7 protein-coding genes are annotated in these 12,610 nt (G+C 45.2%); 2 read left to right on the forward strand and 5 right to left on the reverse strand.

What is annotated here, in order from left to right; genetic code table 11:
• Position 1 precedes the first annotated feature (1 nt).
• From BCU07_RS11960 to mngA, 3 genes are all read right to left on the reverse strand, one after another.
• Positions 2-1,168: a glycerate kinase gene (locus BCU07_RS11960; RefSeq protein ID WP_102320779.1), complete on the reverse strand. Its 1,167-nt coding sequence runs from the start codon at positions 1,166-1,168 to the stop codon at positions 2-4.
• Between the two features lie 45 nt (positions 1,169-1,213).
• Positions 1,214-3,853 (reverse strand): mannosylglycerate hydrolase, encoded by a 2,640-nt coding sequence (mngB, locus tag BCU07_RS11965; RefSeq protein ID WP_102428842.1) that lies wholly within the window; start codon positions 3,851-3,853, stop codon positions 1,214-1,216.
• A gap of 236 nt (positions 3,854-4,089) precedes the next feature.
• Positions 4,090-6,024, reverse strand: coding sequence for a PTS 2-O-a-mannosyl-D-glycerate transporter subunit IIABC (gene mngA / locus BCU07_RS11970; protein WP_102428843.1), 1,935 nt, complete (start codon positions 6,022-6,024; stop codon positions 4,090-4,092).
• Between the two features lie 317 nt (positions 6,025-6,341).
• Here mngA and BCU07_RS11975 point away from each other — a divergent pair, with 317 nt between their 5' ends.
• The gene (locus BCU07_RS11975; RefSeq protein ID WP_009845448.1) at positions 6,342-7,058 is read left to right on the forward strand and encodes a GntR family transcriptional regulator; all 717 of its coding nucleotides are present in this window, start codon (positions 6,342-6,344) and stop codon (positions 7,056-7,058) included.
• A gap of 267 nt (positions 7,059-7,325) precedes the next feature.
• Complete coding sequence (locus tag BCU07_RS11980) at positions 7,326-8,090, forward strand: DUF481 domain-containing protein (protein ID WP_102428844.1); 765 nt, start codon at positions 7,326-7,328, stop codon at positions 8,088-8,090.
• A gap of 97 nt (positions 8,091-8,187) precedes the next feature.
• Here the strand turns inward: BCU07_RS11980 and BCU07_RS11985 are convergent, their stop codons facing one another.
• Both BCU07_RS11985 and BCU07_RS11990 read right to left on the reverse strand, forming a co-directional pair.
• Positions 8,188-11,265, reverse strand: a complete 3,078-nt coding sequence (locus BCU07_RS11985; protein ID WP_102428845.1) for an efflux RND transporter permease subunit — start codon at positions 11,263-11,265, stop codon at positions 8,188-8,190.
• A complete protein-coding gene (locus tag BCU07_RS11990) occupies positions 11,252-12,589 on the reverse strand; it encodes an efflux RND transporter periplasmic adaptor subunit (RefSeq protein WP_102428846.1) in 1,338 nt (445 codons plus the stop codon). The genes BCU07_RS11985 and BCU07_RS11990 overlap by 14 nt, the downstream gene beginning before the upstream one ends.
• Between the last annotated feature and the right edge of the window lie 21 nt (positions 12,590-12,610).

Raw genomic sequence — 12,610 nt, forward strand, 5'->3', positions numbered from 1 at the left:
ATTACTTCTCATTAAAAATCTGGCTACCAAGCTTGAGCGTGGCGGCGATATTACGGGCAGTGCGAGTCAGGTTTTGATTCGCTTCTGATAAAACTTGGTCTAAAGACTGAGGTGAACGTACGGTTCCAAATAAGCTAGACATTGAGCCGTAAAGTTTTTCAACGTCTTGCCCCAAAGAGCCCGCAATTCCAATGGTTGGAATACTCAACTTTTGAGCTCGCTGAGCGATGCCGAAAGGTGTTTTACCTTGCAGGGTTTGGTTGTCCATCTGCCCCTCTCCGGTCACGACCAGTGAAGCACCTTCAAGAACCTTATCTGCATCCAAGGCATCTAGTACCATCTCAATACCCGCTTTAATTTGGATATTGAATGCAAGACTTAACCCCAGAGGTGTACCACCAGCAGCACCAAATCCAGCTGTGTCGCGGTGATTAGTACCCGTATGTGCTTGAGCGATATCGGCAAAGTGCCCGATCGCAGTATCAAGTTGTTCAACTTGAGCTTTTGATGCGCCTTTTTGCGGACCAAACACAGTACTGGCTCCGCTTTCGCCACATAATGGATTATTCACATCACACGCGACCACGAACGTCACTTCTTTGCATCTAGGGTGCAGTCCTTCAAGATCGATGCTTGCTAACCGGCTTAATTCGGCGCCGCCACCAGATAGCTCGTTGCCTTGCTTGTCTAATAACTTGCCTCCCAACGCTTGTAAGATGCCAGCACCTGCATCATTGGTTGCGCTGCCGCCCAAACCAATAATGATTTGTTCAACACCTTGATCTAGTGCATCTTTGATCAATAGCCCAGTACCAAACGAAGATGCGGTTAACGGTGCTCTTTCTTCTACGGTTAATAGGTCTAAACCCGATGCTTGAGCAAATTCCACCAAGGCAGTTTTTACGTTGGCGCCATCAACAGTCTGTTCCAACGAAGCCCAATAAGCCGTACATTCACGCCCGATTGGATCCGTCGTGTGCAGCCGTTGCTTCTTACCATTGAGCGCCTCTAGCAACACGTCTACCGTGCCTTCTCCGCCATCGGCGAGTGGCATTTTCACAAACTCTGCGTAAGGGAAAACATCGGCAAATCCACGCTCAATGCAAGACGCAACTTGATGAGCGTCGAGTGATTCTTTAAATGAATCAGGGGCAATTACAATTTTCATTGTCGTTCACCATTCCCGCCCACCAAGGTGAGCGGGTTATCGAAATTAGAATTTGATTTGGAATGTTTTTGCTTGGCAAGGTGCTATCTGGCCGAACTCTTCAGATGCTACATCACCTTCGCGTACGCGCTCGTCCATGCTTGTCTCTTTCCAGCTTGAAACCGCTTGAGTAAAAGAGATTGAATCCGATACTGAACCCGATTCTGCCGGGTTGTAGACACGCATGATCAGTGCATCTTCGTCTTCCGCTTTCTTCAGCACACTCAACACCGCGCCTGATTGTTGCTTAGACAGAAGGCTAAAACTCATAGGTAGGTTCTGCTCACCCACGTTGAGCTTCATCGCGTTGTAAGGGATCTTGTTGTAGCATTCGATTTGAGTGACATTGTCACGTGCTTGCGCCATGATGTTCGCGTCAATATGGTTACCAGAGAAACCGCACAACGTGAATTCACACACTAACTTACCGCGCACTTGCGAATCTGGTGTCGGAATCTTGATGCCTGATGGACGGCCTGGGCGAAGCAATAGCTCTTCTTTACCCAACACGCCGATACCACGGAACAGTGTCAGTGCGAAGGTATCTCGGTTTTCGTCACCTTGAGATGCAATCACCTCAAATTCACGTAGACCATTCGACATAATCGCCATGCCCGCTTTGCCGTTTTCTAATGCAGCGAAGTTCATCAGTTGGTAAACCGGAACCGGTGCTTCTTTCCACTTCTCTTCTTCCCAAACCGCCATAGCAGGGTCATTGGTTGGTCGAGTAATACAACCGAACTGGTTGTCTGCAACCACAGTTTCAGAAACGAATGGCGTTGGTACTAAGACACGTACACGGTGGTCGTCGGCTTGGTTGTCTAGTTCCATACGTACTTCAATGCGGCGAGAACCTTGCTTCAATACCACTTGGCATTGCGCTTCAACGAATCCGTTTTGACCCGTGCGTTCTTCACGCTCTGCAAGGTTTGCAGGTACGTTCATTCGGAAAGCGATGTTCGCTACCGATTGGAAGCCTTGGTGGTCAATCGATGTTTCGACTGGGAACTCGTCTGAATACAGTAACCATTCTTGACGAGATGGAGAGTAATCGTACTCATCACCGTCATCAGAACCGTCTTCCAAACGAAGTACTTGGTCGAATACTTGCTCTGTCTCTTTATCGAAAATAGTCAGAGTACCGTTGTCGTTTACATTGATTCGGTAGTACTCGTTCTCTAGTAAGTAGTCTTTTTGTTCTGCAACTTTTACTGCACCCTTCTCGTTACCTTGGATGTGTAACGTGGTGAAGCCCATCGCTGGCACAGTGCGTTTGATTTGAATATCAAACTCCATGAAAGGGTCGTAGTTGCCGTAGTGAACGATTTGACGGTCTACTTTACCTGGGTCGATTTGGCGCTTGTCTTGGATGAAGTATTCAACTGGGTTTTCGTTTTCATCAAAGATAGAAAATTCTTGAGCACGGATAGTGATGGTTGTGTTCACCACTTCTTCACGCTCATACGGAGAAAGGTTAAACATCGCCAGTTTGTCGCAACCTTCGCGATCCGGCATATGGTCAACGATTTTACGTTTGTAGAAGTGGATTAGGTTTGTCGCCATGTCGTCCGCAAGGATGTAACGGTTTAGGATTTCAGCGTGTACCTTGTCTGAACAACAGCAACCAATAGAGTCATGAGCATGGTTCTTCATGCTCTCTTTCCACATTTTCTCAATCAAACCATGGTGATATTCGAAACCTAATGTCCAAGCGATAGACGCTAGCGGTTCTAAGATGTTTACAATCTTGTTTTCGATTTCCGCATGGATCAGTTTGATGTCCATACGTGTTGACGAAATCGTGCGGTGAACACGCATGTATTTACCGTCGTTGAATTCGCCTTTGATTGTGTCGAGTTGGTCGCGCGCCGCTTCTACTTTCTCGAACACTTCTTCGTAACGGCTCATTGAGAATTCACGATCTGGGTAGATTTCGCGAAGCTTGTCCATTACTTCAAAGATGTCTTTTTGAATCGGCATTTGGTCGTGGCCGTTCGGTAGCAAGATATCTTTAGTCACCGATGGCTTTTCTAGCACTGGGAAGTACTTATCTAAACGAGCACGCAAGCCTTCTTCGTCTTGTGGAAGGTATTTGCCAATTGCGTAACCTAGCGGAAGCACTTGTGCCGTAACTTCACTGCCGTCGTTTGATTGCCATAAGAATTCTGTTTTGTTGGTGCCATGACGTTCTGAACAACCACGCCAGAACATTGCACGCGTGATGTCGAAACCGTTGTAGATCATCGGCAGCTGTGAGCTCATGCTGAATGAATCTGGTAGGTAACCGATCTTCATTGCATCGCCAAATTTCATACAGTCACGAATGCCATACATCATGTTACGCACAATCGACTCACCAGAAACTTGCATTGTGTCGGTTTGAGAATACCAAGGGCCAATAATAAGCTTGCCCGCTTCAACCAATGCTTTTACGCGTTCTGTGTTCTCTGGTTTGATCGCAAAGTAGTCTTCTAGAACAGCGGTTTGACCATCAAGAACGTAGTATTTGTATTCTGGATCACTCTCCAGGCGGTTCATGATTTCTTCCATGTTGTTCACAAGAAGAATGCGAGATTCTTCTGTTGTGAAATACCATTCACGATCCCAGTGCATGTGTGGAGTAATATGTACGCGTGATGTAGTCATAATCATTTACCTAAATGTGTCGCTTCGAGTAAATCTAAAATTCGAACTCAAATACGACTAAATTAAATTTTTTCAAGGGGTTAAAATTGGCTGCCACTAAATTTAGGGTGCAGAAAACCACGCCCAGAATCTGTGTGAATAAAACCGTTAGGAGCACAGGTATTTAGGACAGCCAGTTGTTTGTTATTTTTTATATATTGATTTCGCAGTGAGTTAGGAGCTAACTCAAAATTCAGTTAGTTCTGTGTTGCAGTACTTGCTTCAAACTTACCCTTTTTTACAGCGTGACCACGCCACATCAGAAGAGTAATGGTTGAAATTACTGTGCCGACAATCGCAGCACCGAACCAGATTGCAGCAGCAGAGAATGCGCCCAAACCTGAATCGTGTAACAAGAAGATAGAGAAGATACCTGCACCCGGAGTCGATAGACCAATACCTGCCGCGCCAACCATCGCACCTGTAACCACTGATCCTAGTAAGAATGAGCCGATTACACGGATTGGATCTTCAATCGCCATTGGGATTGCACCTTCGGTAATACCCGCAAGGCCAAGTAGCCATGTCGATTTACCGGTTTCAATCTCAAAGTCTTTGAATAGGCGTGGAGCAATCATGGTTGAAGCCGTTACAGTGAACGCCGATACCATTTTTACTGAACCAAAGATTGCGTAAGGGCCATAAACACCGTTCGCCATCGCACCTAAACAGAATGCGTAAGCGGCTTTGTTTACCGGACCACCTAAATCGAATGACACAAACAGACCAAGAATCGCACCCAATAACAGCGCATTGGTGCCTGACATACCGTTCAACCAATCCGTTAGACCTTGGTTTAGGAACGCTACCGGTTTACCGATAACAAATAGCATCAAGCTACCCGCTACCAAAGTACCAATCACAGGGTAAAGGTAGAAAGTAAGGAATCCGTTAAACGCAGGACCTAAGCGAACATGCTCTTTTACCCAACGCATCACATAACCAGCAATCAAACCACCAACAACACCGCCTAGGAAACCAGAGCCAATGATGTTTGCTGCAATACCTGCGGCAAAACCAGGGCCAAGTGCGGGCTTGTCTGCTAGTGAATAAGCTGTGTAAGCCGCCAGTACTGGCACCATCAATGTACCCAGTAGGCCGCCACCTAGTTTGCGATACATCCATAGCCAAGAATCTTTTGTTGCGTAAAGATCTTGCAGGTCAAAAATTTGTGCGATAAGAACAGCAACCGCAAGAACAGTACCACCAGCAACGATCAGAGGAACTGCGTAAGAAATACCAGAAAGCAGTGCTTGTTTAAGCTCAGTTTTCAACGGTAGTTTCTTCGGTTTGTCATCGGTAGCAACTTTACGTTCTGCACCGTTACCTTTTTTCGACTCTTCAATCGCTTCATTAAGAATGCGTTCACCGTGCTTAATCGGTTCTGCAACTGGGGTTTCAACACGAGGAATGCCATTAAAGCGCTCAGATTCTTTAATCGCAACTTCAGCAGCAAACACACACGCTACAGCATTATTAAGTTGTTCCGCAGTTAAGCGATCTTCAATACCGTTTGCGCCCTGCTTTTCAACATGAACCTTGTAGCCAAGCTTTTTGCCGGCTTTTTCTAGGTATTCTGCCGCCATATAAGTATGAGCAATACCTGCAGGGCAAGCAGTAACGCATACAATTGTCGGTGCATTTGTATCTAAGTTGTCTTGTTTTTCTTCTTGTTGATTGTCGCCATCAAGAAGCGCAAAGATTTCTTCAGCCGTTGTCGCTTTTAATACCGCTTCGCGAACATCGTCGTCAACCAATGTAGTTGTCAATGCAGTGAGCAGATGCATGTGGGTAGAACCCGCTTCTGCATTTGGAATCGCAATTAGGAAGATAAGATTTACATCTTCGTCTTCATCCAAGCCTTTCCATTTCATGTCTTCTTTAAGCGTTGCTACAGCGAAGCCAGCTTCTTTAACCGCGTCAGTCTTGCCATGCGGTACTGCTAGGCCTTCACCAAGCGCTGTCGGGCCTTGCTCTTCACGAGCAAATACTGCATCAAGGTACTCTTGCTTGTTATGCAGTTTGCCTTGCTGATCCAGTTGGTCAGCAAGTGCGTAAATCGCTTCTTCTCGACTGCTAAACGTAGTTTGCAGATTTACGAGCGACTTATTCGTTAGAGTAGTAAGTTTCATAACCTTTGTCCCATAGTCACGGATTAGTACGACAGTCGTCCCTGTCGACGAGAAGAATAATACAACTTCAAGACATTTAATCCGTGATCACGATCTCATCAATACATATTTGTATTTAATTTGTATTTAAATCGTATTGGTAAATCCTTTAAGAAAGCTTGTTATGTATCGTTTAATTTGTATTATATGTACTACAAAACGCCGATACGACGCTCACACTAACCTTTAAAGCAAGGCTTATATAGAGCAAATTTACGTATTTAAGGTACAGGTTGTTAATCAAAGTCTAGTTGTCCTAGCGCACAAATGAGGCAAAAATGGCAAGACTCCCTATGTATCGCCAAATCGCCGATGCAATAAGAGAAAAGATCAGTTCTGGTGAATATAAAGTTGGAGAAGCACTCCCAACGGAAGCGCAATTGCGTGAAGTATTCTCGGTAAGTCGTGTAACGGTTAGACAGGCGCTGAAACTACTGATCGAAAACGATGAGCTGGAAAGCGTTCAAGGTAGTGGTACTTACGTCAAAGAGAACAAGATCAATTACGACATCTACAAACAGTCGAGCTTTCAAGAAAAGTGGGCGCATTTGGATGTGGTTACACACAGTGAAGTTCTGGCCTTCGAAATGAAGCCGTGTTCTTTGGCGATGTCTGAACATTTAGATATCAAAGAAGGCGAATTGGTTTTCTACGTAAAACGTGTTCGTTTCATAGACAACAATCCAATTACGGTTGAAGAAACTTGGTTACCTGTTGCCCTATTCCCAGATCTCACCTATCAAGTGATGCAGACATCAAAATACGACTTTATTGAGAACACCAAAGGCATGGTGATTGATCGAAGTGAGCAGGAATTGGTACCGATTCTTCCGCCTGAAGACGTTGCTAAACAGTTAGGTATTGACCCAGCTCAGCCTATCATTGAAAAACGTACTCGCGGTTACCTCGCCAATAACACGGTGTTTGAATACAGCCGTAACTACTTCACGTCTAACGATTACCGATTTACTTTGGTCGCAAGACGCCAGAGATAATGCTCATCAGCAAGTTTCGATAGTAGCAAAATGACCAACACAGAGAGCGCCTTGCTCTCTGTGTTTCTGAGCTGTTATTTCAATCATAAACCCAACTTTCCTCCCCAAATATTCCTAAACCAATATCAAGTAACCTCACGAAAGATCATTCACATTCATTTAAATACTGTTCTGGCGCTTTGAACATAAACTAAGCACCCATTAACCAACACAGTTTTATACACACGCTCCCTAGCAAAGCTGCCTCTATTTCTCATCGCGTTCTCTATGCCCGTATTTGGAAAAGAGGCTGGAGAGGAGGTTGAAGAAGTGGAAGTCGAGGACCAAGTCGTATTAAGCGAAGGTTCTGAATTACAAGACGAAGCTAAAGAATCCCCTTTTACGACCTTGACCAAGCTTGGGTTTATCTACTCACAAAACACCAGCTCATCTTTGTCGATCAACTCTGGAATCTCTATTGGATACAAAAAAGAGAACTGGGGCCAACGAGTTCAGTTTGATACCTACTATACCGATGCTGAAAACGACGAAGACGGTACCAATCGCTATACCACCAACTATGGCATCAGCTATGACTTGAACGAAATCACCTATTTGGTCGCGACAACACGTTTTGAACACGATCACTATGGTACCTATCGTAAGCAATTCATTACCGCGACCGGATTTGGTCGTCACTTTTACGATACAGAAAGAATCAAGCTTCAAGGCTCTGCGGGTCCGGGTTACAGAATCAGTCAACGACAACCCTCCGATGAAGAGTTCCCAAACAAAGAAAACTACGAGCTGATCGTTAATGCCAGTATTGATGGATCGCTAACACTTACAGAAACGTTTTCTATGGGTGCAACTGCAAACATGGCCTACGGTGAAGAGAACACAAACTACAACCTAAAAGGCTATTTGAAGAACATTCTGATGGGTAATTTAGCACTGATGTTTGATACCGAATACATTTACAACACCACTGTCGCCTCAGATCAAAGTAACGCCGAAATCTACAGCTCAATGAATCTAAACTACGATTTCTAACCGCCCTCACCGCTTTCCTCACTTAATCTAGCCCACAATAGCAAAAGGCCCTCACAATGAGGGCCTTGAAGTATCTAGATAAATTTAAAGCATCTCGCTACGCTGGTTTGGTTCTTAATCGAGTCAACGCATCCATCTGTTTTAGATTCGCCATACCAACGTAAGCCACTGGTACTAAGAACAGTGAGAAGAAGGTTCCGGCTGTCAAACCTCCGACCAACACCAAACCAATATTGATTCGACCTAATGAACCCGGACCATCTGCTAATGCCAATGGCAATGAACCGAGGATCATCGTCAGTGAGGTCATCAAGATAGGACGCAGCCTTGAACGTGCACTGCTGATCGCCGCTTCTTTCGCACTCGCGCCAGATTTGCGTTTCTCGTTGGCAAACTCCACCAGCAAAATACCGTGTTTGGTCACGAGACCAACCAGTGTCAGCAATCCTATCTTCGAGTAAATATTGAGGCTTTGACCAAATACCGAAAGCGTCAAAATCGCGCCCACAATACACAATGGAACCGTTAGCAAGATGATCATTGGGTCAACAAAGCTTTCAAACTGCGCCGCCAAGATCAAGAAGATGAAAATCAACGCCAATACGAACAGCACTTGTGCGCCCGCGGTTGAATCAACCAGGTCTTTAACTACGCCATTGAACTCGTAGCTCTGAGCAGGTTTCAACAGACTTGGTACCGTGTCATCAATGTATGCCTTCACGTCGCTCGCCGTATATCCGGGCATCAAGTCCGCGGTGATTTCAGCACTGTCTTTACCCATGAACGTCTTGAAATTAGATTCCGATGTCACTTGCTTGATTGATACAAACTGAGATAAAGGAAGCCTTTGACCCGACTGTGAATCCACGTACAGCTTATCGAGCACCTTGAAATCGCCAAGATCACTAAGATTTACTTGAACTTGAATTGGGTACGTATAGCCATCATCCGCTTGTAGATCTGCCGCTTTCACTGATCCTAAGAAAGTAGATAGCGCATTGGTGACATTACTGTAATCCACACCAGACAATACGATAGCATTGCGGTCAATCGACAAGTCATAACGCAATTGGTCACGCAACATCGAATTTTTAATGTTGGTCACGCCCTCATAACTCTCAAGCGCCTCCACCACCTCATTCGCCGTTTCCGACAATACGGTGGTATCACGGTTAACCGTCGTTAACTCTAGGATCATATTAGTGGCAATGTTCAAGTTATCAGCCGAGCGAACCTTGAAAGACATGCCATAAGCAGAGACCGAACTTTGCGCTTTAGCGATAAACTCGTTCACCAACTCATCAGCTGACTGGTCACGCTCGCCCCATGATTTCAATAAAACGTGATTGGTCGGAGTCCCTTCGATGTAAGATAAATTCGCTTCTACTGAATTATCACCTTTGAACACACTGTTGAGTTGCTCGTTGTTGTCTAGGTGATACTGACGTCCGACTCCTGTAGGAGGCGTTGAAGTGACCTCAACAAAACCAGTATCTTCCGTTGGAAGCAACACTTGAGGCATTGTCCAAACCGCTAAGGCCGATAAAGCGATCAGCACTAAAGCAATACCACTCATCAGAGCCTTACGATCAAACCATTTGCCTAACTCTTTCGTGTATAAATCCGATAACACATTCAGTTTCGCATCAACTTTTTGATACCACTTCGCCGGGGTTGATACTGGCTTCATTAAGTAAGCACTCATCATTGGTGAGAGCGTTAACGCCACAAACCCAGAGATGATCACCGCTGCTGCAAGCGTGAACGCGAACTGCCTGAATAGATCGGCGGTTAGGCCTGCCATCAAGCCAATTGGTAAGTAAACAACGGCCAAAGTCAGCGTCATCGCAATCACTGGAAATACGATCTCTCGACACCCTTTAATTGCAGCATTGAACGGCGTTTCACCCTCTTCGATATGACGGTAGCAGTTTTCAGCCACAACAATCGCATCATCAACCACCAAACCAATGGCGAGAATGATAGCGAGAATCGTCAGTACGTTGATGCTAAATCCAAGTAAATGCATGACGGCAAATACGCCTATTACGCACACAGGAATGGTGATAATAGGAATAGACGCCACACGAACTGAACCAAGGAACAACACGACAACGGCTGAAACCAGAACAATCGCTTCAACTAAAGTCATGAAGCCTTCGTCAATTGCAGTTTTAATAAAATCAGCTTGGTTGTAGACCATCTTCATCTCAATGCCTTCAGGCAACTGAGGTTGAATCACGTCTATTTGCTTCTTAACCTTATTGGCAACCGTCACTGGGTTTTCACTTTTCAGTGGCAGTACCTGAATCGACATAGCTAAGTTGTCGTCAACACGAAGAATACTCGGTGTAAGGCTCTCCTCACCCATTTTTACTTCAGCAATATCGCCAATGCGAATGATTTTGCCGTTATCGACACGAACCACCAAATCTCGCACATCATCAACACTGGTCACTTGGTTGACTGGGTTAATGGAGAAATCTCGCACCTGACCTTTGATAGTACCCGCGGTAAATGTCGCATTGTATGAGCTTAATGTTCCAACCACATCGGATGCACTCATATTGAGCGCCATCATTCGATCTGGTTGTAACCACACACGCACCGCTTTTTCACTGCCACCATACGGCCCCCAAATCCCCCCCACACCTTGTATGTGCTTAAACTGGGGCACAACTTGCTGGCTAATGTAGTCATACATGTCTTGCTTAGACATCTTGCCGGTATTCACAAACGTGATGATGTTACTCGGCATACTGGTATCAGAAGAGTCATCCGTTACCGTTGGCTTATCCGTCATACTCGGAGGAAAATCACCAATCGCTTCAACACTGCTACGCAGGTTGTTCATCAAGCTGGTGTATTCGACGTCATTAATGTCATCTTCAAAAATGATTTTTAGATTACACGTTCCCTCCTGACAGTCCGTCGTCATGGTTTTCACGCTGTCTAAGCCTGTTGCCGCCGTGATCAGTTTATCTGCCACATTGCGCGACATGAACTCAGCGCTCGCGCCATTGATCGCCGCGGTTACAGTCGCCGACGGTGTTTTATGTTCAGGAAAGTATTGGATTGAGAGCTTTTGAAACGACAAAAGCCCAAGCAAAACAATGGTAATACTCAGAACAGACGCAAACACAGGGTGCTTGATACAAATCTCAGGAAGCTTCATTCAGATTCTCCTTTGTTACGGCTTCCTTGCTTTGGATTTCCTTGCTGTGAGTTTCCTGGCTTTGGATTTCGCTCGATGATTGCTCAGCGGCCGCATTAGTTTCCGCACGCTCGTTATTTTCGTTGACCGCTTCGTCTACACCTTTTGTTGCTTCCGTCCAATCAACCGAAGGCTCAACCGGATGTGCTTCATCAATCTGTGTTTCGGTCTTTTCTACCTCGGGCTTAACGGTCTGCTTAGTGACCACTTTATCTACCGGCTCCGTTATTAACTCAACCGTTTTCTGCTCCGCATTAGGGTTCATTACCTTAACTAGAGACGCTTTCTTTAGGTTCTGCTGTCCCGTCACTACGACCTGATCACCCAGTTTCAATCCGCTTTCTACAACGACATACCCATCGTTAGTATTCACGCCCAATTCAACAATGCGTTGCTCGATTTTTTCGCCATTCACAATCCATACAAAACGTTGTGTATTTTTTGCTTGAACGGAATTTTGGGAAACCACCATTTGAGTCGTGTCTTCGCTCGTCATTTGGCTTACTTTGGCAAACATGCCCGGAACTAAGCGATGATCTGGATTGGTCACGTGCGCGTGTACTTCTACGCGACCTGAACTCTCATCAACCGTGGGGGCAATGTAATCCACCACACCAGAAAACGCTTCATCGACAAAAGCATCAACTTGGATAGAGACATTCTGCCCAAGTTTTGCGTTGCCTAAATCCGATTGTCCAATGGAATACTGAACTTCGACAGGATCGAGTTTAATCAAACTCACCAACGCGGTTGCGCCATCAATCTTACTGCCCACTGAGTGGGTAAAATTAGTTAACTGCCCATCAAATGGCGCTACCAATAAATAGTCATTCATCAGCGCTTCTTTCTGTCGGTAATCCGCTGCTGCTAGATTCGCCTGCTCTCCCAGTTCTTCCACATCTTGTTGAGACATAGAGTCGGGCTGTTTCTTTAGTAATTCTTGTACTCGCTTTAATTTCGACTTTGCTAACGCTAGAGAGCTTCTTGCTTTGTCTAGATCGGCTTTCGCTTTGGTATTGTCCAATTGAGCGATCAACTCGCCTTTTTTAACTGAATCTCCATCTTTGAAATGGATGTTGAGAATTTTGTCGGAGGCACTGAATGTCAATGCAGCAGAATCCGTTGCCCTGATTTTGCCAACCTCGTTGATTGAAGATGTGAATGCTTGTTTGTGCGCTTTTTCGATAGTCACAGGAATCAAGTTTGAATCTTGGGCAAACGATGGAGAGATATGTAAGGCAAACAGTGCCAAACAGATTGTTTTACTAAGCTTTGTAAATTTCATTTTTAATAACCATAACCGTTG

The organism is Vibrio sp. 10N.261.54.E10 (assembly GCF_002877735.2).
In the GTDB taxonomy this organism is placed as follows: domain Bacteria; phylum Pseudomonadota; class Gammaproteobacteria; order Enterobacterales; family Vibrionaceae; genus Vibrio; species Vibrio crassostreae_C.